This is a genomic window from Microbispora sitophila, from assembly GCF_014892245.1.
GTDB classification, from domain to species: Bacteria; Actinomycetota; Actinomycetes; order Streptosporangiales; family Streptosporangiaceae; genus Microbispora; species Microbispora siamensis.
In genome coordinates this window covers 1-26,061 of the sequence record NZ_JADBGC010000026.1, presented here as the reverse complement: position 1 = coordinate 26,061, position 26,061 = coordinate 1, and the positions used below count along the sequence as shown (strand labels likewise).

General features: G+C 72.2%; 24 protein-coding genes. 14 read left to right on the top strand and 10 right to left on the bottom strand.

Features of this window, described 5'->3' with window-relative positions:
* The first annotated feature begins 1 nt into the window (after window position 1).
* The gene (locus IL992_RS36085; RefSeq protein WP_319019050.1) at window positions 2-790 is read left to right on the top strand and encodes a class I SAM-dependent methyltransferase; all 789 of its coding nucleotides are present in this window, start codon (window positions 2-4) and stop codon (window positions 788-790) included.
* 66 nt (window positions 791-856) lie between these two features.
* Here IL992_RS36085 and IL992_RS36080 read toward each other — a convergent pair whose 3' ends face one another.
* Together IL992_RS36080 and IL992_RS36075 are read right to left on the bottom strand one after the other, a co-directional pair.
* Entirely contained in the window at window positions 857-2,329 is a 1,473-nt protein-coding gene (locus tag IL992_RS36080; RefSeq protein ID WP_319019049.1) for a serine/threonine-protein kinase, read from the bottom strand.
* A complete protein-coding gene (locus IL992_RS36075; RefSeq protein ID WP_030510556.1) occupies window positions 2,316-3,320 on the bottom strand; it encodes a LacI family DNA-binding transcriptional regulator in 1,005 nt (334 codons plus the stop codon). Before IL992_RS36075 ends, IL992_RS36080 begins: the two co-directional genes overlap by 14 nt.
* A gap of 361 nt (window positions 3,321-3,681) precedes the next feature.
* Between IL992_RS36075 and IL992_RS36070 the strand changes: the two genes are divergently transcribed.
* A complete protein-coding gene (locus IL992_RS36070; RefSeq protein ID WP_193207799.1) occupies window positions 3,682-4,410 on the top strand; it encodes a DUF305 domain-containing protein in 729 nt (242 codons plus the stop codon).
* 27 nt (window positions 4,411-4,437) lie between these two features.
* On the opposite strand, the gene IL992_RS36065 is transcribed toward IL992_RS36070, so the two are convergent.
* Window positions 4,438-5,070: a hypothetical protein gene (locus tag IL992_RS36065; protein WP_193207798.1), complete on the bottom strand. Its 633-nt coding sequence runs from the start codon at window positions 5,068-5,070 to the stop codon at window positions 4,438-4,440.
* Between the two features lie 156 nt (window positions 5,071-5,226).
* Here IL992_RS36065 and IL992_RS36060 point away from each other — a divergent pair, with 156 nt between their 5' ends.
* From IL992_RS36060 to IL992_RS36050, 3 genes are all read left to right on the top strand, one after another.
* The gene (locus IL992_RS36060; RefSeq protein WP_193207797.1) at window positions 5,227-5,910 is read left to right on the top strand and encodes a response regulator transcription factor; all 684 of its coding nucleotides are present in this window, start codon (window positions 5,227-5,229) and stop codon (window positions 5,908-5,910) included.
* Between the two features lie 28 nt (window positions 5,911-5,938).
* On the top strand, window positions 5,939-7,264 hold the full coding sequence (locus IL992_RS36055; protein ID WP_193207796.1) for a sensor histidine kinase: 1,326 nt from the start codon (window positions 5,939-5,941) through the stop codon (window positions 7,262-7,264).
* A gap of 87 nt (window positions 7,265-7,351) precedes the next feature.
* A complete protein-coding gene (locus IL992_RS36050; protein WP_193207795.1) occupies window positions 7,352-10,603 on the top strand; it encodes a BTAD domain-containing putative transcriptional regulator in 3,252 nt (1,083 codons plus the stop codon).
* A 2-nt stretch (window positions 10,604-10,605) separates the two neighbouring features.
* On the opposite strand, the gene IL992_RS36045 is transcribed toward IL992_RS36050, so the two are convergent.
* On the bottom strand, window positions 10,606-11,211 hold the full coding sequence (locus tag IL992_RS36045; protein ID WP_193207794.1) for a hypothetical protein: 606 nt from the start codon (window positions 11,209-11,211) through the stop codon (window positions 10,606-10,608).
* A 153-nt stretch (window positions 11,212-11,364) separates the two neighbouring features.
* Window positions 11,365-12,225, bottom strand: a complete 861-nt coding sequence (locus IL992_RS36040; protein ID WP_193207793.1) for an SDR family oxidoreductase — start codon at window positions 12,223-12,225, stop codon at window positions 11,365-11,367.
* Between the two features lie 76 nt (window positions 12,226-12,301).
* Here IL992_RS36040 and IL992_RS36035 point away from each other — a divergent pair, with 76 nt between their 5' ends.
* The 5 genes from IL992_RS36035 to treZ all read left to right on the top strand — a co-directional run bounded on the left by IL992_RS36035 (window position 12,302) and on the right by treZ (window position 20,042).
* Window positions 12,302-12,673 carry a winged helix-turn-helix transcriptional regulator gene (locus tag IL992_RS36035; RefSeq protein WP_193207792.1) on the top strand — a complete coding sequence of 124 codons (372 nt, stop codon included), beginning with the start codon at window positions 12,302-12,304 and terminating at the stop codon, window positions 12,671-12,673.
* 54 nt (window positions 12,674-12,727) lie between these two features.
* Window positions 12,728-13,492, top strand: a complete 765-nt coding sequence (locus tag IL992_RS36030; RefSeq protein WP_193207791.1) for an oxygen-binding di-iron domain-containing protein — start codon at window positions 12,728-12,730, stop codon at window positions 13,490-13,492.
* Window positions 13,493-13,778: 286 nt separating this feature from the next.
* Complete coding sequence (gene glgX, locus IL992_RS36025) at window positions 13,779-15,935, top strand: glycogen debranching protein GlgX (protein WP_193207790.1); 2,157 nt, start codon at window positions 13,779-13,781, stop codon at window positions 15,933-15,935.
* A 182-nt stretch (window positions 15,936-16,117) separates the two neighbouring features.
* Window positions 16,118-18,316, top strand: a complete 2,199-nt coding sequence (gene treY, locus IL992_RS36020) for a malto-oligosyltrehalose synthase (protein ID WP_193207789.1) — start codon at window positions 16,118-16,120, stop codon at window positions 18,314-18,316.
* Between the two features lie 28 nt (window positions 18,317-18,344).
* Window positions 18,345-20,042, top strand: a complete 1,698-nt coding sequence (treZ, locus tag IL992_RS36015) for a malto-oligosyltrehalose trehalohydrolase (RefSeq protein ID WP_193207788.1) — start codon at window positions 18,345-18,347, stop codon at window positions 20,040-20,042.
* 2 nt (window positions 20,043-20,044) lie between these two features.
* Here the strand turns inward: treZ and IL992_RS36010 are convergent, their stop codons facing one another.
* From IL992_RS36010 to IL992_RS36000, 3 genes are read right to left on the bottom strand one after another with little or no spacing between them, the layout of a single operon-like run.
* A complete protein-coding gene (locus tag IL992_RS36010; protein WP_193207787.1) occupies window positions 20,045-20,254 on the bottom strand; it encodes a hypothetical protein in 210 nt (69 codons plus the stop codon).
* Complete coding sequence (locus tag IL992_RS46945; protein ID WP_404804813.1) at window positions 20,242-20,460, bottom strand: NAD(P)-binding protein; 219 nt, start codon at window positions 20,458-20,460, stop codon at window positions 20,242-20,244. Before IL992_RS46945 ends, IL992_RS36010 begins: the two co-directional genes overlap by 13 nt.
* Window positions 20,461-20,511: 51 nt before the next feature.
* Window positions 20,512-20,991, bottom strand: coding sequence for a PIN domain-containing protein (locus IL992_RS36000; protein WP_193207786.1), 480 nt, complete (start codon window positions 20,989-20,991; stop codon window positions 20,512-20,514).
* A 145-nt stretch (window positions 20,992-21,136) separates the two neighbouring features.
* Here IL992_RS36000 and IL992_RS35995 point away from each other — a divergent pair, with 145 nt between their 5' ends.
* The 3 genes from IL992_RS35995 to IL992_RS35985 all read left to right on the top strand — a co-directional run bounded on the left by IL992_RS35995 (window position 21,137) and on the right by IL992_RS35985 (window position 24,394).
* A complete protein-coding gene (locus IL992_RS35995; RefSeq protein WP_319019048.1) occupies window positions 21,137-23,128 on the top strand; it encodes an N-6 DNA methylase in 1,992 nt (663 codons plus the stop codon).
* A gap of 11 nt (window positions 23,129-23,139) precedes the next feature.
* Window positions 23,140-23,496: a nucleotide pyrophosphohydrolase gene (locus IL992_RS35990; RefSeq protein ID WP_319019047.1), complete on the top strand. Its 357-nt coding sequence runs from the start codon at window positions 23,140-23,142 to the stop codon at window positions 23,494-23,496.
* A gap of 76 nt (window positions 23,497-23,572) precedes the next feature.
* Window positions 23,573-24,394 (top strand): hypothetical protein, encoded by an 822-nt coding sequence (locus IL992_RS35985; protein ID WP_193207784.1) that lies wholly within the window; start codon window positions 23,573-23,575, stop codon window positions 24,392-24,394.
* Here IL992_RS35985 and IL992_RS35980 read toward each other — a convergent pair.
* Window positions 24,345-24,857: an ATP-binding protein gene (locus tag IL992_RS35980; protein WP_193207783.1), complete on the bottom strand. Its 513-nt coding sequence runs from the start codon at window positions 24,855-24,857 to the stop codon at window positions 24,345-24,347. The genes IL992_RS35985 and IL992_RS35980 overlap by 50 nt on opposite strands.
* 226 nt (window positions 24,858-25,083) lie before the next feature.
* Between IL992_RS35980 and IL992_RS35975 the strand changes: the two genes are divergently transcribed.
* A complete protein-coding gene (locus IL992_RS35975) occupies window positions 25,084-25,449 on the top strand; it encodes a hypothetical protein (protein ID WP_193207782.1) in 366 nt (121 codons plus the stop codon).
* 50 nt (window positions 25,450-25,499) lie between these two features.
* Here the strand turns inward: IL992_RS35975 and IL992_RS35970 are convergent, their stop codons facing one another.
* Complete coding sequence (locus IL992_RS35970) at window positions 25,500-25,865, bottom strand: nuclear transport factor 2 family protein (RefSeq protein ID WP_193207781.1); 366 nt, start codon at window positions 25,863-25,865, stop codon at window positions 25,500-25,502.
* Between the last annotated feature and the right edge of the window lie 196 nt (window positions 25,866-26,061).

Below are 26,061 nucleotides of genomic sequence, written 5' to 3'. Positions count from 1 at the left end.
CGTGACCCGGACGGGGTACTCCGAAAAGATCAATAGAAGGAAGGGGAAGAAGTTGCCGGAGCGATCGGAAAGCCTCGCCGACGAGCCTTTCGGTGGCCGTTGTCCGACCAGCCATGAACGGATGACGGGGCTGCCGTGGGACGCGTCGTACCACGACGGTCCCGCGCCTTGGGACACAGGACGGCCGCAGCCGGCGATAGTGCGTCTGGCATCGGAAGGCGGATTCGCCGGCGCGGTTCTCGACGCGGGCTGCGGGACCGGGGAGAACGCTCTTCACGTCGCCTCGCTGGGATTGCCGGTCCTGGGCGTCGACGTGGCCGAGACGGCACTGGCGATCGCCCGGGCGAAGGCCGGTGACCGCGGGATCGAGGCCGAGTTCGCCGCGGCCGACGCGCTCCGTCTGGGGCGATTGGGGCGCAGGTTCGAGACCGTGCTGGACTGCGGGCTGTTCCACACCTTCGACGGCGACGAGCGCTCCGGATATGTGACGAGTCTCGCGTCGGTGACCGAACCCGGTGGCACTCTGTACGTGCTGTGCTTCAGCGATGATGGTCCCGATACCGGCCCGCACCCCGTCAGCCGGGATGAGCTCGGAGCGGCGTTCGCTCCCGGCAACGGATGGAGTGTCGTGGCCATCGAACCGGACCGGGTTCAGACGAGATATCACGACGACGGCGCGCCGGCGTGGCTCGCGACGATCCGACGGATCCGACCGCCGGCCGGGGGCTGGGCGTCGTCGGCCGGCCCCACGGCAGTAGAAGATAGTTTCGGTCGCGAGCTGAACGCTTAACGGACGCGGTCGGACTTTTGGTCCTGACCGAACTCAACAGAGGGTTGTTCTGGGAGCGCTCCCACTTCAGGTGTCGCTGGCCTCGGTGAGGGCGGCTTCGACCCGGTCGAGCGCGGCCAGCAGTTCCCCCTTCAGCGTGAGCGGCAGCCGTCCCTCCTGATACCGGACCTCGATCTTGGTACGTAGGGTGGACAGCCCCTGACCGTTGCCGACGGCGTTGCGCAGCACCTGCTTGAGGTCGAGTGCGACGTCGTCGTCGATGTCGTGGGTGGCCTCCGCGCCGTCCACGAGCAGGTTGAACTGCCGCACCGCGGTGTCGACCCGCAGCGGCGCGGCCGTGGTGGCCAGGGGTAGTGGCGCCACGTCGGGCTTGCGGGTGGCCGAGGTCTTCGGCCGCCTGACGGTGTCCCCGGCGTGCCGGTCCTTCTTGACGACCTTGACGCTGACCGAGGGGGAGGGGTGGTGCCGGGCCGGCGCGGCGGTGCGTACGGGGTCCGCGACGGGCGCGACCGTATGCCGGGGTTCGGCGGCGGCTTCGGCCTGCGACGGCGGCGAGGCGGTGGCCTGCGCGTACGCGGGCGACGGGCTGGGCAGGACGGTGACGGCTCCGACCTCCGGGCCGTGCGCCTGGGTGAACCAGAGGATGCCGCCCAGGGCCGCGGCCCCGACGGCGGCGGCGCCCCAGCCGGCCCCGCGTGGTCCTGGCGGCTTCTTCACCGCGGTCAGCGCGGCGGCGACCGCCCGGGCGCTCGGCCGGTCCACGGGGTCGGGGCACAGGCAGCGCCGGCACAGGTCGGCGACCTCCTGCGGCAGGCCGGGAACCCCTTCGGGCGCCGGCGGAGGTCCATCCCGCCGTGCCGCCTCGATCGCCTCCCAGGTCTTCTCCGGGTAGGGCAGGGCGCCCGTGAGCATCTCGAACAGCAGCACGCCGAGCGCGTAGACGTCCACGGCCGGGTCGGCCGTCGTCCCCTTCAGCCGCTCGGGCGCGACGTACGGCGGCGTGCCGAAGTCGGCGACGAGCTGGTCGTCGGCCTCGCCGATGAACGCGGCGATGCCGAAGTCGAGCAGCTTGGGCCCGTCGTCGGCGAGCAGCACGTTCTCCGGGGTGACGTCCCGGTGGACGATGCCCCGGTCGTGGGCCGCCGCCAGCACCTTCGCCAGCCCGGCGGCGATCTCCACCGCCTCGGCCCAGGGCAGCGCGCCCTCGATGATCCGGTCGGCCAGCGACCGGCCCTCCAGCAGGCGCATGACCACGAAGGACGCCAGCCTGCCGCCGTTCGTGACCGTCTCGCCGTAGTCGTAGACCTCGATCGCGTCCGGGTGTATCAGCCGGGCGGTGGCCCTGGCCTCCCGCCGCATGAGTTCCCGCCCGGGATTGTCGTCGTCGAGCGAGCCGTCCAGCACCTTGATCGCTACCATGCGCTGGAGTGATTGGTCGAAGGCACGCCAGATGACCGACATCCCGCCCGTCGCTATCCGCTCCTGGAGCAGATAACGACGGGTCAGGACGTCGCCTTCTCGAAGCTCAGGCCGATTCACGAACCACCAGTTCCGTGGGCAGCACCGGATTGCCCTTGGGATTGTCCCCGTCCCCGAGTGTCATGAGAAGCAGTCGTGCGGCGAGCGTGGCCATTTCCTCGACGGGCTGCCGGACCGTGGTCAGCGTCGGCGAGGTGTGCCTGGCCACGGGCGCGTCGTCGTATCCGATGACGGCCACGTCGTCCGGCACCTTCCGCCCGGCGCGGCGCAGCGTCTGCATCGCCCCGGCCGCCATCACGTCCGACGCCGCGAACACGGCGTCGAGGTGCGGCGCCCGTTGCAGCAGCCACTGCATGGCGTGCGCGCCCGACGCGTGGGTGAAGTCGCCGTACGCCACGGGCATGTCGAGCACCCCGGCGTCGCGGAGCGTCTGCCGGAAGCCCTCCAGCCGGTCGCGGGCGGCCGGCAGGGTCGGCGGCCCGGCGATGGTGGCGATGTGCTTGCGGTTGTTGAGCAGCAGGTGCTCGGCCGCCTGCCGTCCGCCGTCACGGTTGTCCATGTCGACGAACGGGAGGTCGATGCCGTCTGGCGGCCGCCCGGCACAGCGCACCGGGACGCCCGAGGCCGCCAGCGTGACCGCGAGGGGATGCCGCGCGCGTGCCCCGATCAGAAGGACGCCGTCGACGGCGCCCGCGACCAGTGGCGGTGCGGCGATGGAGGCGGTCGCAGGGGTCGCGGTCATCACGACCATCGGGACCCCGTGCGTCGTCAGCACCTCCTCGCAGGCGGACAGGAGCCTGGCGTAGAACGGCTCGGTGAAAAGGCGTGGACTGTGCTCGCAGACGACCGCGGCGATGATCTGCTCGGCCCGCCTGCCCGCGGATCCCCTGGGGGCGCGGCGCCGTACATAGCCCAGACGCGACATCGCGTCGTGGACCTGTCGGCGGGTCGACGTGGTCACGCGTACCGAGCCGGTCAGGACCCGGGAAGCTGTTGCCGGGGAGACGCCGGCTGCGGCGGCTACCTCTGCGAGGGTGGGAAGATCGGCCATCCGGTCTCCTCGGCCCGAAGGTTCACACGGCTTGGGAGCGCTCCCAAGCGAAAGTATCACTGTTTCGCTCGTGTCAACAGAGGTTTCCTCGGTGTGAAACCTTTCGTAGAGTTTCGCTGCCCTTTGGCACAGTTGGAGGCTAGAGCACAGGGGTGATCCAGGGAAGCGAATGGGAATTTTGACACGGGATGCCCAGCTTGTCCGTTAATCACCGTAAATATGCCGAAACGACGTGCGAGGGCGGCCGAAGCCGCCGCCCGGCTGTAGGGTCCTGCGGCAAGGGATCACGGACGGACCCGATCGCGCCCGGCCCCGGCGGCCGTCGCGTCCGTCCCCGAGCCAGAACCGGAAAGGCCCTCCAGTGACGACCACTATCCGCCGGCTCCCCGCCGCGACGGCTCGTGTGACGAGCGCGTTAACGGGCGTGCTCGCGACGGCCCTGCTCGCCGGATGCGGCGCGCCGGACCTGGCGGGCGATGCCGCCTCGCCCGCCCCCGCGGTCCCGGCATCCGTCTCGTCCGCCACCACCCCCGGGACGGCGCTCAGCCCCGAGGCGACGCCGAGCTCCGAGGCCACGGCGACCCCCGAGCCCGCGCTCAGCGCCACGCCGGACGAGACCGGCGCGGCGGAGCCGTCCACCGGGACCAACGCCGCCGACGTGGCGTTCGCCCGGCAGATGATCCCGCACCACCTCCAGGCCCTGGAGATGGCGAGGCTCGCGCAGACGCGGGCGGGCGACCCGTGGGTCGGCGAGTTCGCGGCGAAGGTCGCCACGGCCCGCGACACCGACATCCGCACGTTGAAGGACTGGCTCGACATGTGGGGCGCGGAGCCGCTGCCGCGCGACCACGCGATGCCGGGCACGCAGACGCGGGCCGAGATCGAGGCGCTCGCCAAGTTGCACGGCCCGTCCTTCGACCGGAAGTACGTGACGCTGATGATCGAGCACGACAACGGCGCGATCAAGCTCGCCCGGGCCGAGCAGGCAGACGGTGCCTTCGGGGGAGCCAAGGCGCTGGCCGTCGCCACCGCCACCTCGCTGGGCGCCGAGGTCAAGGAGCTCAAGAAATACCGCGCCCTGCTGGACTGACGTTCTCCCGGCGGAAGGCCGGAGCCCTCAGTTCTCGTACGTGTCGAGCCTGGGCGGCAGGGCGTTCCACGTGCAGAACGCCGACGACTCGTGGACGTCCCGGAGGAACGCGACCCGCAGCCACTGGTCGGCCTCCCAGACCTTGACCTCGTAGCCGTCGTTCGGAGTCGCCGTCACGACACGGCAGTCCTCGGAGGTCACCGCGATCGTCGCCCTGCCGCCCTTCAGCGTGAAGGTGTGCAGGCTCTCCCCGTCGGCGGCCTTGCGCTGCCGGGCGGTGGAAGAGGACTCCGCCGACCTCGCCGGCTGTGTGGGACGGGACGGGCGCGGCGCCGGGGAGGTCCGTGCCGCCCGCGCGGTCCGCACCGGAGTGACGGCGGCCCTGGAGGGCGACGGCTGCCCGGTCGGCTCCTCGGCCGGCCCCTCTGACGGTTCCTCGGACGTGCCGCCGGAGGCTCCGTCGTCCGGCGTGCCCTGCGGAGTGGGAACGGGGGCGCCCGGCGAGGCGGACAGGGGCGCGGCGACGGCCACCACGGGGGCGAGGGGCGCCTCGTCCAGGATCGCGCTGCGCAGCACGTCGCGCACGCCGAGCCAGGACACGCCGACGGCGAGCGCGGTGGCCCCGCACCAGGCGATCAAGTAACCGGCGGCCCTTCTCATGTGGCCGCTCACTCTATCTCCCCATCCGATTGGCCGCTCGATTGTTTTCGGTCAACCTCTATGGATTTGTGCATGCCTTAAATAGCCGCAAATCCCCGTGTTTCGGATTGGTCTTCCCGGGACGCCGTACCGGGCGGGAGTGTACGTTTCTGCCCCATGGCGACCGTTCTGGTGGTTGAGGACGACGAGTTCGTCCGATCCGCGATCATCCGCGACCTGACCGGGCGCAGCCACGCGGTCCGCAGCGCGGGCCGGGCACTGGACGCCCTGCGGGAGATCGCCCACGCCGCCCCCGACGTGGTCGTCCTCGACCTGGGGCTGCCCGACCTCGACGGCGCGGAGGCGCTGAAGATGCTCCGGGCGATCTCCGACGTCCCGGTCATCGTGGCCACCGCGCGGGACGACGAGGCCGAGATCGTCCGCCTGCTGCGCGGCGGCGCGGACGACTACCTGGTCAAGCCGTTCTCCGGCGACCACCTCAACGCCCGCCTGGAGGCCGTGCTGCGCCGGGCCAGGCCCGGGGCGCCGTCCTCGGTCGCGAGGGTCGGCGGCCTGGTCGTCGACGCAGACCGCAGGCAGGCCCGCCTCGACGGCGTGCCGCTCGACCTCACCCGCCGGGAGTTCGACCTGCTGGCCTACCTCGCCGCCCGTCCCGAGCGCGTGATCTCGCGCAGGGAACTGCTGGCCGAGGTGTGGCGGCAGTCGTACGGGGACGACCAGACGATCGACGTCCACCTGTCCTGGCTGCGGCGCAAGCTCGGCGAGAGCGCCTCCCGTCCCCGATATCTGCATACCGTCCGGGGTGTCGGCGTACGCCTCAGCCCCCCTGTCGGGGGCTGAGCCCTCAAGGCCCTGAGCGGGAGCGGCGGTGAGACGGAGCCTGGCCCTGGTGGCGGTGGCCGTGACGGCGATGGTCGCGCTGGCCTTCCTCATCCCGCTGGCCGTGGCGGTCAAGGAGATCGCCGAAAGCCGCGCGCTCGCGGACGCCGAGCGCCAGGCCGCCACGATCGTGCCCGCCCTCGTGGTGACCGACGACGCGGCCGCGCTGGAGCGCGCACTCGCCAGCACCCCGGCGGGGACCTCACGCCTGGCCGTCCACCTCCCCGGCGGGCGTACGGTGGGCGGCTCCCGGGTCACGGCCGCCGACGTCGCGGGCGCGGCGGAAAGCGCCAGGACCGTGCCGGTCCGGAAGGGATACGTGCTGCTCAGGCCGGTCGCGCTGGGAGGCGGGCGGCGGGCCGTCATCGAGGTGTACGCGCCCGAGGCGGACGCGAGGAAGGGCGTGTCCACCTCCTGGGCCGTGCTGACCGGCGTCGCGATCACCCTGGTGGTGGGGTCGGTGGTGGTGGCCGACCGGCTCGGGGCCCGGGTGGTCCGGGCGGCCCGCAGACTCGGGCAGGCGGCGGCGGCCCTCGGGGCGGGCGACCTGACGGTGCGCATCGTCCCGGACGGCCCGCCCGAGCTGGTGGCCGCCGGGCGCGCGTTCAACGCGATGGCCGACCAGGTGGCGGGACTGCTCGCGGCCGAGCGCGAGCTCGCCGCCGACCTGTCGCACCGGCTGCGCACTCCGCTGACCGCGCTGCGGCTCAACCTCGGCGGCACCGGCCCCGAGGCCGAGCAGCGCAGGCTCGCCATCGACCGGCTCGAACAGGCCGTGGACGAGATCATCGAAGCCGCCCGGCGGCCGTCCCGGGCCGTGCCGGCGGGCTGCGACGCCGCGCTCGTGCTGCGGGAACGGCTCGCCTTCTGGTCGGCGCTCGCCGAGGACCAGGCGCGGCCGTGGCAGCTCGTCGGCGCCGACGAGCCCAGCCCGGTGCCGGTCGCCGCGGCCGATCTCGGCGCGGTGGTCGACGCGCTGCTCGGCAACGTCTTCCGCCACACGCCGCAGGGGACGGCCTTCCGCGTCACCCTGCACCGGGGGAGCGGCATGGTGGGCATCCTCGTCGCGGACGCGGGCCCGGGCATCCCCGATCCGGAGAAGGCGCTGCGGCGGGGCAACAGCGGGGCAGGCTCCACCGGGCTCGGCCTCGACATCGCCCGGCGCCTGGCCGAGTCGACCGGCGGCGGGGTGCGCATCGAGCCCTCGGCGCTCGGGGGGACCGGCGTCAACCTGTGGCTGCACACCGACGGCCGAGCCGCCGGTCCCCGTCGCCGTCTGCTGCGGCGCACCCGCGCCCGCGGCTTCCGTCACTGACCCTTTGTTGCGAATCGTCCGCCGATCGTCCGAAAACTCCTGCTGTGGCGGGATACATTCGGGGGACCGCAACCGGAGGGGATCGCGTTGGAGTTCCGCGTGCTCGGCCCGGTCGTCGTGCTCGACGACGGAGGGACGCCGCTCGACATCGGGCCGTCCCAGCAGCGGGCGGTGCTGGCCCTGTGCGTGCTGGCGGCGCCGCGCCCGGTGAGCACGGCCAGGATCGTGGACGCCCTCTGGGAGCAGGAGCCGCCGCCGGGGGCGGTCAACACCGTGCAGGCGTACGTGTCGAAGCTGCGGCGCGTGCTCGAACCCGGCCGGGTGCGCAGGGCGAAGCCGTCGGTGCTGGTGAGCAGGCCGGGCGGCTACGCGATCGAGCTGCCGCCCGAGCGCTTCGACCTCGGCCGCGCCGGCGCCGCAGTCGCGGCGGGCAGGCGGCTGCTGGAGGCGGGCGACCACGCGGGAGCCGCCGGGCAGTTCCGCCTGGCTCTGCAGGAGTGGCGGGGCGAGCCGCTGGCGGGGTTCGAGGACGAGCCCTGGGCGCGCGACGAGATCGCCCATCTGGCGGAGCTCAGGCTCTCGATCGTCGAGGACGCGGCCCAGGCGGAGCTCGCGCTCGGGTCCGGGCGGGCGCTGGTGCCCGAGCTGACGAGGCTCGTGGCGGCGCATCCCCTGCGCGAGCGGCTGCGCAGGCTCGGCGCGCACGCCCTCTACCAGGCCGGTCGTCAGGCGGACGCGCTCGCCCTGCTCACCGAGGGCCGCCGGCTGCTCGTCGGCGAACTCGGCCTGGACCCCGATCCGCGCTCCCGCGAGCTGGAGCGGCGGATCCTGGAGCAGGACCCCGCGCTGACGCCCCCGCCGGCGACTCCCCAGGACCCCGCTCCCGCCGCCGAGGCGGACATGGAGGACGCCGGACAGCGGGAGAGCGCGCTCGTCGGGCGGGCGGCCGAATCACGCGTCCTGCGCCGCGCCGTCACCGCGGACGGCCCGCGGATCGCGCTCGTGGCGGGCGAGCCGGGCATCGGCAAGACCAGCCTGGCGGAGGACGCCGCGGCGCACGCGCCGGTGGCGGTCTTCGGCCGCTGCTGGGACGGCACGGGCGCGCCGCCGTTCTGGCCCTGGGCCCAGGCCGTACGGCAGCTCACCGGACGGCACGGCGAACTGGCCGAGATGCTCGGCGCGACCGGGGAGTTCGCGCTGTACGAGGCGTTCGCCCGGCTCGTCGCCGAGCACGCCGCGGCGCACGGCAGGGTGCTCGTCGTCCTCGACGACCTCCAGTGGGCCGACGTCTCGTCCCTGCGCCTGCTGGAGTTCCTCGCCACCACGCGGGCGTGCCCGGAGCTGACCGTGATCGCGACGTACCGCGACACGGAGGTGGGCGGGCCGCTGGCCCGCACGCTCGCCACGCTCGTACGGCTCCCGCAGGTCGAGCGGATCACGCTGGGCGGCCTCGGCGAGGACGCCATCGCCGAGTATCTGCGGCGGGCGGGCGCGGACGCGACGCGGGCGGCCGAGGTGGCCAGGCGGACCGGCGGTAACCCCTTCTTCCTGGGCGAACTGGTCCATTTGGACGGCGGCGAGGTGCCGGGCGCGGTCGCGGACGTGCTGCGCGGCAGGATGGCGGCGATGCCGCCGGGCGCGCCGGGCGTCCTGTCGGCGGCGGCGCTGCTGGGCCGCGACGCCCCGCTGGACGTGCTGCTCGACGTGGTGCACGACGTGATGGACGTGCCGCGCGACGAGGTGCTCGACGTGCTCGACGCGGCCGTCCGGGCGCGCCTGCTCACCGAGCACGACATGGTCTACCGGTTCGCCCACGACATCGTCCGCGACGTGCTGCGCGACGGCCTCGCCCCGCTGCGCAGGCGGCGCCTGCACGCCGGCATCGCGGCCGTGCTCGAACGGCGCGGCACGCACCTGGCCGAGCTGGCGCACCACTACCGCGAGGGCCTGGTCATCTCGGGCATGGCGGCCAAGGCGATCGAGTACGCCCGGCAGGCGGCCGCCCACGCCATGGCCCAGTTCGCCTACGAGGACGCGGTCGAGCACCTGCGGCACGCCGTCGCCCTCACGGGTCAGCTTCCGGTCACCGCCGCGAGGGAGAGCCGCGTGCTGCGGTGCGACCTGCTGCTCGGCCTCGCCGAGGCGCAGTCGGCGGCCGGGATGAGCGTGCAGGTCCACGCCTCGCTTGAGGAGGCCGCCGAGATCGCCGACGCTCTCGGGGACGACGACCGGCTGGCCCGCGCCGCGCTCGGGTTCTCCGACCCGCTGTCGTGGGCGATGTACGAGGAGTGGGCCGCGGGCGGCGCGCTGACCGGGCGGATCGAGCGGGCGTTGCGGAGCCAGGGGGAGGGCTCGCCCTGGCGGTCGCAGCTCCTCGCGGCCTTCGCCGTCACGGGCTGTTTCACCCGGCCGGTCGAGGAGAGCTGCGCGCTCGCGGCCGAGGCCGTACGGGAGGCCCGCCCGCGGGGGGACGACAGGTCGCTGCTGCGGGCGCTCAGCGCGTACGAGATCCTCTCGCGGGGGGTCGCCGGGCACGCGGAGCGGCAGGCGGCCATCGACGAGATGACCGAGGTGGCCCGCCGGACCGGCGACCTGGTGGCCGAATGGCTGGCTCGGGAGGCCGAGCACGTCGAGCTGGTCAAGCAGGGCGAGCTGGAGCGGGCGGACCTGCTGCTGACCTGGCTGTCGGACACCGCGCGCAGGATCAGGCAGCCCGCTCTGCTCAGCCTCACCGCCTGGCTGTCGGCGATCCACGCCTATCTCCGCGGCGACCCCGGCCGCGCCCTGGCGGAGGCGGAGGAGTCGGCCCGGCTCCATCCGGAGGGCGCGCTCGGCCGCGACCACGCCGAGAGCCGGGCCGGCGTCTTCCGCTGCCTGGCGGCGCGGATTCGGGGTGACGCGGCGGCGGCGCTGACGCTGGCGGAGGAGGCGCTGGCGCGGCGGCCCGGCCAGCCCGGATGGCTGGTGCTGCGCTGCGCGGCCCTGCTCGACCTCGGCAGGAGGGACGAGGCCGCGGAGGTCCTCGCCGGTCTGGCCCGCGACGGCTTCGCCGGGATGCGGGGCGATCTCGCCTACCGGTTCGTCCCCGACCTGCTGAGCGAGGCCTGCCTGGCCCTGGGCGACACGGCCGCGGCGGCGGCGCTGCACGACCTGCTCCTGCCGCATCAGGGCCGCCTGCTCGGCTGGTCGGTGACCGACCTGTGCCTGGCCCGCCTGGCGCTCGCGCGAGACGACCGCGAGGCCGCGGGCCGCCGCCTGCGCGCCGCGCTCGCTCTCGTCCGCCGCTCCGGGGCGGCCCTGTACGAGAAGCCGATCCTGGCGCTGCTCAACCGGGTGTGAGGTCAGTGGGCGAGCCTGACGGAGGTGGCGATGCTCCACGGGCCGCAGTCGGAGCCGAAGGTGCCGCGATCGCAGCCCTGGACGACGAAGACGACCCGGTTGACCTCGTGGCCGTTGGTGCTGCTGCAGACGCCGTTCCCGCAGTAGGGGTTGACGGAGTACGCGCCGCTCCACGGGGTCAGCCTGCCGACCTTCACCTGGGTGACGGGACCGCCGTCGACGCTCCAGCGGACGTTGAAGAAGTCCCAGTCGCGGCCGAGACCGCTCCACCGGAACACGGCCTTGCCCTGCGCGTAGTAGGCGCGGACGAGCGCGCCCCCGCCGATGTTGGGCGACCACACGATCTTGCCGTTGCGGAACTCCTGGTACGAACCGCGCTTGCCGGCGAAGCCGTACTCCTTGGTGATGGGACAGCCGTACACGCTGTTCTCGCCGCCGTTGGACCGCCACAGGTCGCCGACGAGGCTGCCCGCGGGGGCCACGAGGGCGGGGTCGCAGGTGGCCGCGGCGGCGGGGGAGACGCCGGCGGCGAGGGCGATGGCCACGGCGCCGAGGGCGGTGCCGGCAGCGGTGGCGAGGCCGAGGAGGGAGCGGGAGGCGCGGCCCATCGGACTGGTCCTTTCCAAGAGGACGGGGTGGACGCCTCAGGTGTACGACCGGCCGCTTACAACAGGCCGACATGACTTGCGAGATGCTTGCCCGACACGGCGAGGGTCCGGCGGAAGGCGACCGGGAGCCGTACGGGTCCCGGCCGCCGCCGGTCACTCGCCGTTCTTCAGGGCCTCGGCGAGGGTGTCGCGCAGCGGGGTGGTCGGGCGGCCGATGAGGCGGGACAGGTCGCCGGGGGTCTCGCCGAGCCACCCGTCGGCGATGTCGGCGTCGACCTGGGCGAACAGGGCCGCGACCGGTCCGGGCAGGCCGCTCGCCTCCAGCGCCTCGGCGTACTCGGCGACGGGCAGGTCCTGATACTCGACCGGCGTACCGGACAGTTCGGAGACCACGGCGGCCAGCTCGGGCATGCTCCAGGCGACGTCACCCGTCAGCTCGTACACCGCGTTCCGGTGCCCTTCGCCTGCCAGGACGGCGGCCGCGGCGGCGGCGAAGTCGGCGCGCGCCGCCGAGGCGACGCGGCCGTCGCGGGCGCTGCCCGGGATGACGCCGCTCTGCGCGCCCTGCCGGGCCGCCGCGACGTAGTTCTCGTGATACCAGCCGTTGCGCAGGAAGGCGAAGGGCAGCCCGCTCGCGCGGATGTACTCCTCGGTCGCCCTGTGGTCGGGCGCGAGGCCCAGCGGGGTGGTGTCGGCACGCGGAATGCTCGTGTAGGCGAGCAGCTCGACGCCCGCCGCCTGAGCGGCGTCCACCACGGCCTTGTGCTGGCCGACCCGCCGGCCGGGATCGGTGCCGGAGACGAGCAGGACCCTGGTGGCGCCTTCCAGCGCCGATTCCAGGGTGGCGGGACGGTCGTAGTCCGCCTCGCGCACCTGGATGCCCCGCTCGGCCAGGTCGGCGGCCTTCTCCGGGCTGCGCACCGCCGCGACGATCCGCGAGGCGGGGACGCGCCCGGCGAGTTCCTCGACGACCAGCCGGCCGAGGTGCCCGGTGGCTCCGGTCACGACAATCATGGTTTCTCCTCCACAGTGCTTTCTACTGGTTAGTGCTTTCTATCAGAAAGTACTACGAGAGCGTAAGCTGGCGGCCATGGAGGAGTTCGAGGACCTCGTCGCCGACGTCTTCTCACGGAAGTGCACCTCGCGCACCGTGCTGGAGACGCTCACCGGCCGGTGGGCGATCCTGGCGCTGGCGGCCCTGTACGAAGGGCCCTACCGCTTCAACGCCCTGCGCCGCCGGGTGGACGGGGTGAGCGAGAAGATGCTGTCCCAGACCCTCCAGGCGCTGGAACGCGACGGCATGGTGCTGCGGGAGGCCGAGCACACGATCCCGCCCCGGGTCGAATACAGCCTCACCCCGCTCGGCCGTGAGGCCGCCGAGCGCCTGCTTCCCCTCATCGACTGGGTGGAGGAGCGCATGCCCGAGGTCGTCACCGCCCGGGAGCGCCACGCGGGACGGTGACCGGGCAAGCCCGTGCCAAGTTCGGAACAAGACCGCCCGCCGAGCCTGTGGGGCATGGACACACAGCTGACAGGTCCCTGGCGGATCGCGCCCGACGTGGTGCTCGTCCCGATGATCGAACCCGCGGCGGCGGGGTACGCGCACATCAACTCGATGGTCATCACCGGGCGCGAGCCGGTGATCGTGGACACCGGCGCGGCCGAGCACCGCGAGCGCTGGACCGAGGACGTCTTCTCCGTCGTGGAGCCGCGCGACGTGCGATGGATCTTCCTGAGCCACGACGACCCCGACCACGCGGGCAACCTGGAGGTCGCCCTGGAGATGTGCCCGGGCGCGACGCTCGTCACCGGCTCGCCCCCGCGTCCCGGGCGCGGCTTCGCGCCGCCGCCGGGCCGTACGCGCCGGATCGACGACGACGAGTCGTTCGACGCGGGCGACCGGCGGCTGACCGCGGTGCGGCCCCCGCTCTACGACGCGCCGGCGACCCGCGGCCTGTACGACGACCGCAGCGGGGTCTACTGGGCGGCCGACTGCTTCGGGGCCGGGACGCCGGTCGCGACCGCGGACGCGGGGGACCTCCCGCTGGAGCTCTACCTGGAGGCCGTGCGCGCCTTCGGCGCCGGGCTCAGCCCCTGGCACCGCTGGCTCGACCCGCGGATCTTCGGCCGGTACGTCGACCGGCTCGCCGCCATGGAGATCATCGCGATCGCCTCGGCCCACGGGCCCACCGCGACCGGGGACCGCGTCGCCGGGGTGATCGGCGCCGTACGCCGCCTCGCCGGCAACCCGGATCCCCGGCCGGACGACTGCGGTCCGTGACGGACGGGACGGAGGCCCCGCGCCCGTACGCGGCGAGTCGGTCCAGGTCACCGGTGCTTTGCTCGTTGATGGGCGGTTCAACCCGTTGCCATACACGCAGTTAACGTGGCGGGACTGTCGAAGCCTTTTCTGGGCAGGCACGATGTCTTGTGAACGACATCCAGCACCACGATCTCGCGCGCGGGGTTCCCGGGAGGGGCCGGACCGTGAGCGAGCGCGACCATAGAGCCGGTGGGCTCCGGGACCTTCCCGGCGTGACCGCCGAGCCGGAGGGCGAGGAGGTCCAGTGAGGGAGATCTGGCCGGGGGATTCCTATCCGCTCGGGGCGACGTACGACGGCGCGGGCACCAACTTCGCGCTCTTCTCCGAGGTGGCCGAGCGCGTCGAGCTGTGCCTGTTCGACGACGACGGCAACGAGGAGCGCGTCACGCTGAGCGAGGTGGACGGCTTCGTCTGGCACTGCTACCTGCCCGGGGTGGGTCCGGGCCAGCGGTACGGCTACCGCGTCCACGGGCCCTACTCGCCCGCCGACGGCCTGCGCTGCAACCCCAACAAGCTGCTGATCGACCCGTACGCCAAGGCGGTGGAGGGCTCGGTCAACTGGGACCAGGCGGTGTACGGCTACCGCTTCGGCGAGCCGGACAGCCGGGACGACAGCGACTCGGCGCCGTACGTGCCGAGGTCGATCGTCGTCAACCCCTTCTTCGGCTGGGGACACGACCGGCCGCCGGCCACGCCGTACCACGACACGGTGATCTACGAGGCGCACGTGCGCGGCCTGACGATCAGCCACCCGAAGATCCCCGAGCGGATCCGGGGCACGTACGCCGCCCTCGGCCACCCCGAGATCATCGACCACCTCACCTCGCTCGGCGTCACCGCGATCGAGCTCATGCCGGTCCACCAGTTCGTGACCGACCACATGCTGGAGAAGCGGGGGCTGTCCAACTACTGGGGCTACAACACGATCGGCTTCTTCGCGCCGCACAACGCGTACTCGAGCTCGGGGCAGCGCGGCGGGCAGGTGCTGGAGTTCAAGGCGATGGTGAAGGCCCTGCACGAGGCGGGCATCGAGGTGATCCTCGACGTCGTCTACAACCACACGGCGGAGGGCAACCACCTGGGCCCGACCCTGTCCATGCGCGGCATCGACAACGCCAACTACTACCGGCTGGTCGAGGACGACCGGCGCTACTACATGGACACCACCGGCACCGGCAACAGCCTGCTGATGCGCAGCCCGCACGCGCTGCAGCTGATCATGGACTCGCTGCGCTACTGGGTGCGCGACATGCACGTGGACGGCTTCCGCTTCGACCTCGCGGCCTCCCTCGCCCGCGAGCTGCACGAGGTCGACCGGCTGAGCGCGTTCTTCGACCTCGTCCAGCAGGACCCGGTGCTGTCGCAGGTCAAGCTCATCGCCGAGCCGTGGGACGTCGGCCCCGGCGGCTACCAGGTCGGCAACTTCCCGGCCCGCTGGACCGAGTGGAACGGCCGCTACCGCGACACGATCCGGGACCTGTGGCGGGGCGAGCCCGCCGCGCTGCCGGAGTTCGCCAGCCGCCTCACCGGGTCGAGCGACCTCTACCAGGACGACAGCCGCCGCCCCGCCGCGTCGATCAACTTCGTCACCTGCCACGACGGCTTCACGCTTCAGGACCTGGTGTCGTACAACGACAAGCACAACGAGGCCAACGGCGAGGACAACCGCGACGGCGCGGACGACAATCGCTCCTGGAACTGCGGGGTGGAGGGCCCGGCCACCGGCCCGGTCGCCCAGCTCCGCGAGCGGCAGAAGCGCAACTTCCTGGCCACGCTGTTCCTGTCGCAGGGCGTGCCGATGCTGTCGCACGGCGACGAGATCGGCCGCACTCAGCAGGGCAACAACAACTCCTACTGCCAGGACAACGAGATCAGCTGGGTCGACTGGGGTACGATCCTGGAGGCCGGCGCGAGGGACGACGCGGGGACACGGGAGAAGCGCCAGCTGCTCGACTTCACCCGGCGCCTGGCCCGGCTGCGCCGCGACCACCCGGTCTTCCGCCGCCGCCGCTTCTTCTACGGCCGGCCCGTACGCGGATCGCACGACGAGCTGAGCGACATCGCCTGGCTCACGCCGTCCGGCACGGAGATGGCCGACACCGACTGGACGAACGGCTACGCCAAGGCGCTGGCGGTGTTCCTGAACGGCGACGCCATCACCGAGCCCGACCGGCGCGGCCGCCGGATCCGCGACGACTCGTTCCTGCTGCTGTTCAACGCCCACCACGAGGTCATCAAGTTCACGATCCCCGACGACTACGGCGAGCTGTGGGCGACCGAGCTGGACACGGCGATGCCGGTGCTGAGCGAGTCGCGCGTGTGCCGGGCCGGCGAGGCCGTGCCCGTCAGCGGCCGGTCGGTGCGGGTGCTGCGCCGGGTCCGGCCTGTGCTGGGGTCCTGACCAGCACCGATGCCCGAATAGAGTGCGATGCGGCGTTAGTCCGCGTCGCACCGGGCAAGAGGGGTTCCCAGTCCGTCGCTCCTCCAGTCCGTCGCTCCTTGCCGTCGCGGTGCTGGCCGGGGCGCGCTCGTGACGTGCACTATGAACACGACCTCCGGAAACGCGCTGCGAAAGGCGGTTCGGTGACTTCTACCTATCGGGTGCAGCTGACGCCTGACTTCGGTTTCGCCCAGGCCGCGAGCCTCGTCGGATACCTCCGTGACCTGGGGGCAGGCCACCTCTACCTGTCGCCGATCCTCCAGGCCTGCCGGGAGTCCCAGCACGGGTACGACGTGACCGACCACGGCCGCGTACGCGAGGAGTTCGGCGGTGAGGAGGGCCTGCGGGCGCTGGCGGCCGAGGGCATGCCGCTGGTCTCCGACATCGTGCCCAACCACATGACCGTGCCGGTGCCGGAGTCGGACAACGCCCAGCTGTGGGCGGCGCTGCGGGACGGCCCGGGGTCGCCGGCCTCCCGGTGGTTCGACTTCCAGTGGCCGGTCACCCTGCCGCTGCTGGGCGACGACGCCGACGAGGCGCTCCGCGTGGACGGTCAGGTGCTGCGCTACCACGACCACGCCTTCCCGATCAGGCCGGGCACCGAGCACCTGCCGCTGCCGGAACTGCTGGAGGCCCAGCACTACCGGCTGGCTCACTGGCGCGAGAGCCCCGGCTACCGGCGGTTCTTCGACGTGTCGTCGCTGATGGGCCTGCGCGTGGAGGACCCCGAGGTCTTCGAGGCCACCCACGCCGTCACCTTCCGCCTCATCGACGAGGGAGTGATCCACGGGCTGCGCGTCGACCACCCGGACGGACTGGCCGACCCCCGCGGCTACCTGCGGTGGCTGCGTCCGCACGTGCCCGGCCCGCTGTGGGTGGAGAAGATCCTCATCGACGGCGAACGGCTGCCCGCCGACTGGCCGTGCGACGGCACCACGGGATACGACGCGCTCAACATGATCACCCGGCTGTTCGTCGACCCGGCCGGCCGCGACGCGCTGATCGAGACGTTCGGCCGCCACACCGGCGTACGCGACGACTACGAGACCGTGCGCCACGACTCCAAGAAGTACGTCATCGACCTGTTCTTCCGCGGAGAGGTCGACCGGCTGACCGACGATCTCGGCGACCCGGAACTGCGCGAGGCCGTCGTGGAACTGCTGGCCGCGATGCCCGTCTACCGGGCGTACGTGAACCCGGGCGAACAGCCGTCCGCCGAATCCGAGGCGATCATCCAGGAGGCGGCCGGGCTGGCGGCCACCAGGACCGACCCCGACGCGGTTGCCAAGGCCGCCAACCTCGTCCTGTACGGCCCGCCCGAGGCGGTCACCCGCTTCCAGCAGACCTGCGGGCCGGTCATGGCCAAGGGCGTGGAGGACACCGCGCTCTACCGGTGGTATCCGCTGGCCTGCCTCAACGAGGTGGGCGGGGAGCCCGACAGGTTCGGCGTGTCGCCCGCCGAGTTCCACGAGTTCTGCGCCGGGCTGCCGCCGCGGACGATGACCACGCTGTCCACCCACGACACGAAGCGGTCGGAGGACGTGCGCGCCCGACTCGCGGTGCTGTCGGAGATGCCCGAGGAGTGGGCGATGGCCGTCGACTCCTGGACGGCGGCCGTGTCGTTCGACCCCAAGCTCGACTACCTCGCCTGGCAGTCGCTGATGGCGGCCTGGCCGATCGGCCTCGACCGCTTCACCGACTACCTGCTCAAGGCCGCGCGCGAGGCCAAGACGTCGATCTCCTGGCTGAACCCCGACCCTGCGTACGAGGAGGGGATCAGGGACTTCGCCCGGCGGGCCATCGACGCCTGCGGCTACTCGGTCGCCTCGTTCACGGAGGTCGTGGACCGGTACGCCCGGGTCAACTCGCTGGGGCAGAAGGCCGTCCAGCTCCTCATGCCGGGCATTCCGGACGTCTACCAGGGCAACGAGATCACCGACTTCTCGCTGGTCGACCCGGACAACCGGCGGCCGGTGGACTTCGAGCGGCGCCGCCGGCTGCTGGCCGAGCCCGACGACAGCTGGGACGGCCAGAAGATCCGCGTCACCGCCGCCGCGCTCGGCCTGCGGCAGCGGCTCGACCCCGAGGCCCCGTACGCGCCGATCGAGGCGGGGGAGCACGCGGTCGCGTTCACACGGGGCGTTCCCGGGCAGGGGACGGCCGCGGTCGTGGTCGCGACCCGGTTGCCGGTCGGGCTGGAGCGCAGGGGCGGCTGGGGGAGTGAGACGATCACGCTGCCGCCGGGGCGCTGGCGCGATTTGCTCACCGGCGCCGAGCACGCGGGTGAGGTGCGGATGGCCGACCTGCTGTCCGCGTACCCGGTCGCGATTCTCGAAGGCTGACGGCTTCGTCCGATAGGGGGAGATGCGCATGTTCGAGGTGTGGGCGCCCGAGGCGGTGCGGGTCCAGGTCGAGTACGGGGGCGCCCGGCACGAGATGTCGCGGGGCGAGGGCGGCCGGTGGACCGCCCCCGGCGACGAGCACGACCTCGACTACGCCTTCTTCGTGGACGGCGACGGGCCGTTCCCCGACCCCCGGACGCGGCGGCAGCCGTACGGGGTGAACGGCCCGAGCCGGGTCTACCACCACGACAGGTTCACCTGGAGAGACCAGGACTGGCTCGGCCGCGACCTGCGCGGCGGGGTTATCTACGAGCTGCACGTCGGCACGTTCTCGCCCGAGGGCACCTTCCGCGGAGTGGCCGACCGGCTGGAGCACCTGGTCGACCTCGGCGTCGACTTCGTCGAGATCATGCCGGTGCCGCCCGTGCCGGGAAAGCGCAACTGGGGCTACGACGGCGTTGACCTCTACGCGGTCTTCGAGGAGTATGGCGGGCCGGACGGGCTCAAGAGCCTGGTGGACGCCTGCCACCGGGCCGGTCTCGGCGTGATCCTCGACGTCGTCTACAACCACCTCGGTCCTTCGGGCAACTACCTCGCCAAGTTCGGGCCCTACTTCCACGACGCGAAGGGGTCCTACTGGGGAGACGCGGTCAACCTGGACGGGCCCGGCTCGGACGAGGTGCGGCGCTACTTCATCGAGAACGCCCTGCAGTGGCTGCGCGACTACCACATCGACGGGCTGCGTCTCGACGCCGTGCACGCCCTGCACGACAAGCGCGCCGTCCACTTCCTCGAGGAACTGTCGGCCGAGGTCGACGCGCTGTCCACCGCGGTCGGCCGCCCGCTGACGCTCATCGCCGAGTCGGACCTCAACGACCCCCGCATGGTCACCCCGCGCGAGGCCGGCGGCCTCGGCATGCACGCGAGCTGGAACGACGACGTCCACCACGCCATCCACGCGAACGTCACCGGGGAGACCAACGCCTACTACGGCGACTTCGCCACCCTGTCGTCCCTGGCCAAGGTGCTGACGTCCGGCTATTTCCACGACGGCACCTACTCGTCGTTCCGGGGGCGCTCGCATGGCAGGCCGGCGGCCGGGATTCCCGGCCACCGGTTCGTCTGCTGCGCGCAGAACCACGACCAGATCGGCAACCGGCCGGAGGGCGACCGCATGCGGCCCGAGCAGCTCCGTCTCGCCTCCGGGCTGCTGCTGACCTCGCCGTTCACCCCGATGCTGTTCATGGGCGAGGAGTGGGGGGCGACCACCCCGTTCTACTTCTTCACCGACCACTTCGAGCCGCACCTGGCGGAGGGCGAGGGCGAACGGCGCAGGAAGGAGTTCGAGGGCTTCGGCTACGACTGGAAGGCACCCGAGCCGGGCGAGGAGACGACCTTCCTGCGCTCCAAGCTCGACTGGGAGGAGTTGGCCAAGGACGAGCACGCCTCGCTGCTGGGCTGGTATCGCGACCTGCTCGCGCTCCGCAAGTCTCGTCCCGATCTCACCGATCCCCGTCTGGACCGGGTGCGGGTCGAGGTGGACGAGGAGCGGCGCGTCCTGGTGATCGAACGCGGCGCGCTGCGGATCGCCGCCAACTTCGCCGAAGGCCCGGTGCCCGTACGGCTGGCCGCGTCGCGGCTCCTGCTCGCCTCCGACGAGTCCGCCCGTCTGACCGACGACGTTCTCGACCTGCCGGGCCGCTCCCTGGCCGTCCTGGAGGTGTGAGCTCAGGGGCGCGGAGCGAGCACGTCGGCGACGATCTGACGTACGGTCGCGACCACCTCGTCGCGGCCGTACGGCGCGCCGCCGGCCGGCGCCTCGTGAAGCGTGCCGTGCGCGCCGTGGTAGACGACGTTCGCGAAGGCCGCCGGATCGCAGGGCCGCAGGGCGCCCGCGTCCACACCGCGCCGGATCGCCTCGGCGATCACCTCGACCACCCTCTGGTTGATCTCGCGGCAGAGGGCGAGAGCCCGGGCGTCGGCGGAGCCCGCGGATCGTCGAAGAGCTTTCCGAATCCCTTGGGCATCTGGTAGAGCGGGTGGCGGTCGGCGCCGCCCGCCTCGACGAGCAGCACGCGGACGGACGGATCCTCCGACAGCCGGTTGGCCAGGACACATCCGGCCGACCCGGCTCCGATCACCAAACAGCCGATCGTGCCCTCATCTTGCCCACGCCGCTCCAGCGAGCGTAGGCCTCAAGCGGCCTGGGCGACGGGCAGCTCGAAGGTGACGGTGTCGGGGACCGCGGTGTAGAGCCGCCAGCTCAGGTGGTCGCGCTGGGAGACGACGGTGACGTGCAGGCCGCGGCCCGCCAGCCAGAGGGCCAGGTCGGCGAAGTAGCCGTCCCCCGACCCGATGACCGCCCGCTCGAACCGCAGGTCCACCCGGGCCGTACGGGCCGCTTCGTCGAGGGCGTGGTCGGCGCCGTCAGGTCCCGAGCGGGCCAGCAACTGCACCCCGCGCAGCGCGATCCCGACGGAGACGAGCGCGTTGTGGTTGACCGCCACGATGAACTGGTCCAGCGGCCCGACCGGCACCGTGCGCTGGTAGGCGCTCATCACCTGCCGTACGCCGTGGGTGGTCGGGAGGGGGGACCCGGTCAGGTTCTCGATGTCCAGGAGATGGATCCCGCGCCCGCGACGCAGTGACCTGAGGCGTGTGATGGGGGTGCTCACGATCCTTCTCCCTTCCATGACAACTCCTGGCGTCAATTAGAGCATGTGTTGACACAATCAACCAGTACTTGGCGCGACGTTGCCCATGTCCGGGGCATCGGATATGGTCCGGTCTGATCGGAGAACTGGCGGAAGGCGGAGCGGCGTGCGGCGAGACGTACACGTCACCGCGGCGGACATCGCCCGCTTGGCCGGCGTGGGACGTGCGGCGGTCAGCAACTGGCGGCGCAGGCACGACGACTTTCCCGAGCCCGTGGGAGGCACGTCCACCAGCCCGGCGTTCTCACTCGCGGAGATCCGGGAGTGGCTGCGCGGCCACGCCGAGGGCAGGGACCTGCCCCCGGACGAGTGGCTCTGGCAGGACCTGCGCACCACCGTCGACGACGACGACCTCGCCGACCTGATCGCCGACCTCGGGGCCTTCCTGGTGTACGTGCGGCACGAGGCGGACGACTGGGACAGGCTCTCGGCCGAAACCGACGAGGAGGTGGCGCGGGAACTTCCGGCCCGGGTGCGCGCGGCGTGCGCGGAGACCGTCAGCGCGGAGGCGTTCCCCGAGACCGTACCGGCGACCCGCGTGCCGCTGGTCCGCTCGATCGCCCGGCTGGCCGCGGAACGAGGCGTCCGCGACACCTTCGAGTTCCTGCGCGAGCGGTACTTCGAGGTGCACACCCGGCGCGTCTACTCCACCCCCGCCGAGATCGTCACGCTCACGCTCGACCTCGTGGGCGACGGGTTCGGCTCCGTGCTCGACCCGGCCTGCGGCTCGGGCCGCATCCTCGGCCGCGCGCTCGAGCGCTCGCCCGGGGCCCGGTTGCTCGGCCAGGACGTCGATCCCGTGGCCGCCCGGCTCACCGCCGTACGGCTCGCGCTGCGCTGCGACAACGCGCGGATCAGGCCGGGAGACTCCCTGCGTGCGGACGCCTTCCCCGGCGAACTGGTGGACGCGGTGGTGTGCAACCCGCCGTTCAACGACCGCAACTGGGGATACGAGGAGCTGACGGCCGACCCCCGGTGGGAGTACGGCCTGCCGCCACGGGTGGAGCCGGAGCTGGCCTGGGTGCAGCACGCGCTCGCCCACCTGGCGCCGGGAGGCGTGGCCGTGCTTCTCATGCCCCCGGCCGTCGCCAGCCGCAGATCGGGCCGGCGGATCAGGTCCCAGCTGCTGCGGCGCGGCGCGTTGCGCGCGGTCGTCGCGCTCCCGCAGGGCGCCGTGCCCAACGTGGCGGTCGGCCTGACGCTGTGGATCCTGCGCCAGCCCGCCGAAGGCGGCACACCCAGCCATGTGCTGATGGTCGACACCTCCGGCAGGCCGGACGACTACGCCGGGGTGACCGTCGAGGCGTGGCGGGAGTTCGGCGCGGGGCGCGAGCTGGACGAACCGGGCGTCAGCAGGTCGGTGCCGCTCGTCGACCTGCTCGACGAGGACGTGGACCTCACTCCCGCCCGCTACCTGTCCACGGCCGCCGACGACCTGTCACAGGAGCGGATCGCCGGAGCCCGTTCCCGGCTCGCCGACGTGTTGAGGACCGTCTCCAGGCTGCTGCCGTCCGCCGCGGCGCCGCCGGACGAGCTCGCCCTGGTCCCGCTGCCCGAGTTGGTGCGGCGCGGCATGCTCGTCCTGGAGCAGCAGACGCCGGCCCGGCCGGGGGCGGTACCCCCTCGGGGGGCGCCGGTGCTCACCGTCGAGGACGTGCTCGAAGACCGGCCCGCGACGGGCACCGCGGAGCACGCCGGGGCGAGGCCGATCCTCACGCGGCCCGGTGACGTCGTGGTGCCGCAGGTCGTGACCGCCCCGGTCGCGCGGGTGCTGACGAAGGGCGACGCCCTGCTCGGCCCCTACCTGTCCCTGTTGCGGCCGGATCCCGAGGTGCTCGACCCCGACTTCCTCGCCGGTTTCCTCTGCGCTTCGGTCAACGTCCGCCACTACACCTCCATGTCCTCGCGCTATCGGGTGGACGTACGGCGTGCGGAGCTGCCGCTGCTGCCGATGGAGGAGCAACGCAGGTACGGCGAGGCGTTCCGGCGCCTGGCCGAGTTCCGGTCGGCCCTGCGCGAGGCGGCGGTGCTCGGCGAGGACCTGGCCAGCCTGGTGGCCGAAGGCCTCACCCACGGCGCGGTACGGCCGCACGAGTAGGGTCGGGTGCCGTGAGCGGTGAACTGGAGCACCTGGCCGCCCGGCTGCGTGAGTTCGTACGCGTGCGGGAGTGGGAGAAGTTCCACACGCCCAAGAATCTCGCCATGGCCCTCGCCGGCGAGGTGGGGGAGCTGGTCGCGGAGTTCCAGTGGCTGACGGCCGAGGAGTCGGGCGAACTCGACGAGGAGGCGATGCGCAGAGTTCGCGCCGAGCTCGGGGACGTGACGTTGTATCTGGTCAGGCTGGCCGACGCGCTGGGCGTCGACCTCGCCGAGGCGGCGAACGCCAAGCTGGACGACAACGAGCGCCGGTACGACCCCGGGACCTATCGCGGTTCCGCCAGAAAGGCGCCCCCGCTGACTTCCTGACGACCCTGGCGTCGCCCGGGCGGCGCGTTTACCGTCGAGACGAGCGTTGTGAGCGTCGTCCGTGGATGGGGCCGGAATGCGTCGGGTACTCGTCGTGCTGGCAGCGGGGGCCCTGTGGGCGGTCACCGCGTGCGCCGGTGGCCACGCCGGCAGGAACGCCGTCACCGACGACTCGTTGAAGCGTGCGGTCGCCCAGTGGGCGGCCTTTCCGGCCGGACGCCATCCGCGTCCCATCGTCCTGCTGGACGATCTCCCTCTGCTGACGGGAGAGGCCAAGGCCGCGAACCGCGCCGAACTGTCCGCTCGGCTGCCGGGGGACGATCCCGGGCCCGCGATGGTGGCGCTTCCCGACCAGGAGGCACGGCTCTCCCGGATCTCCGCCGCCGAGGCCTACGGCGCGATGGCGGCCCGTCTCGCGAGAACTCGTGGCGAACCCCGCCCGATCCGGATAACCGGAAGCCGCTACGAGGAGCGGGAGTGGGCCACCGACCGCGGCCCGCTGAGCCTGCCCACCTGGACGTTCCTGGCCGAGGGCGGCGGCACGGCGGCGTGGCCCGCACTCACCCCGGACGCCTTCTGGCGGCCGGGCGAGCTACGCTCCTCCGGGTCCCTCGGCGTGATCTCCGTCGATCCGGAGGGCACCCGCCTCGTCGCGTTGATGGACTGGCCGCGTGCCGGCTGCGACGGTGAAGCACCGCAGATCGAGGTGCTCCGGCGCGAGTCCGAGGCGGTGGTGCTCATCGGTCTGCGGGAGACCGGGTCCCGTGACGACGATTGCGTCCAGAGTGCGTTCGGCCTGCTCAAGGAGCAGGTGTTCGAGCTGGGCAGCCCTCTCGGCGGACGCGTCGTCATCGATCCCCTCGGAAACCCTGCCCACGTACGGCGATCGCAGGGGTAGGCGACGGCCAGGCGACGAGCTGGAACCAGACGGACTTGCCGTACGGGGTGAGGGCCCAGCCCCAGTGGTGGGAAAAGGCCTGGACGATCGCGAGTCCGCGGCCGTGCAGGTCGAGCGCGCCGGCCTGACGTAGCCGGGGAAGCGCGGGGCAGAGGTCGTGGACGTCCACGACGAGCAGGTCTTTCTCCCGGCTGACGGTGACGCGGACCGTGCTCGTCGCCGCGCTTCCGGTGATGCCGTGGGTGAGCGCGTTGGTGACGAGTTCCGATGCCAGGAGTTCGGCGACCTCCGGGACGTTGTCGGCCGCGTTCCAGTCGAGCGCCACGTCCCGGACGAACCGCCGCGCCGAGCCGACGCACCGGATGTCGCGCGGCAGCCATTTCTCGCCGAGGACGGGAACGAGGCGGTCGGGCGTGTAGCGGTATTCGGCCAGCACCGTGCGGGCCACGACTGCCTTGGTCATCGGAGTTCTCCCGGTTGTGGAAATCCACGTCCAGACTGTCGAATTCCGGCTACTGTCGGTATCGATTTCGTTACCAAGGACGACATTTGAAGGCCAGGTCCATGTCGTTGAACTCGGGCACGAGGGGGCATGGTGGTTGATGTCTACTCACCACAGGCGATATGGGGCAGGGAGCTGCGTCAAGCCGGGGCGTACGCGCGTGCTGTTGTCGGGGGACGAGACGGCGGTGGCCGCGCGGCTGGACCGTCAGCGGATCCTCGCTCGTGAGGATCCGCAGCCGCCTGCCACCATCGAGGTTTTCGGCCTCAACCGGGCCGATCTCGTGCGAGGCCGCGCCTCTGCTTTCATCCGGACGATCTCCATGCTTCGTGATCGGGCCAGGCGTCTCCGAGCGAGGGACGGCGTAGAGGCGGGTGAGATCGTCACGTCCCTGCGCGATCAGCCGTTCGCCGACGTGCTCTATGCCATGCTCCGTTACAGGAGCCTTCCCGGAGCTCATGTCGTCCTTCGCGGCAGGGAAGTCGTCGACGCCCCCGGGGATCCGGCACTCCACTTCTGGCCCCTCGCCGGAGAGCTCGAGCCGAGCCGCTGACCGGCCCTCGTGTCGCGGGGTGGTCCGTACGCGAGGGCCGGTCAGTGAGGTCAGCTCTCGATGAACTGGTGGTCGGTCCTGATCCGGCCGTTCTCGTCGAGCGTGAGGAAGTCGAACCCGACCGAGTCCACCTCACCTGAGGCGGTCTGCACCATCTCCCAGTTGAAGCGGACGGCGCCGTGGTGCCCGTCCGCGTTCTCCACGGCCCGGAAGACGTACCCGCCCGGCGCGACCCACGTGCCGTAAGACGTGGCGATGCGCACCTCAAGCTCCGCGTGGCCGTGGGCCTCCACGGACGGGGTGTAGTGGGCGGCGCCGGGGGCGAAAAGCTGGGCGATCATCTCGCGGCGTACGGCGGCGTCGGGCTCGTTCCACACGGCCACATAGCGGCGGGCCAGGTCGTTGAGGTCGTTCATGTCTCTCCCTAAGATCGATTTGTCTGGAGTGAGTCGCTCTGGATTCCCGGGGCGACGGGGTGTGGCTGTTGTCTGTCTGCTGCGGTTGTGGCTTCGAAGGAATGGCCGCCTCGTCGCCCTGGACGCCTTGGCCGCTCATTGAGATCTGATGCGGATCGTCGCTGATTAGGGACCTGGCGGCGGGGTCGTCCACGGG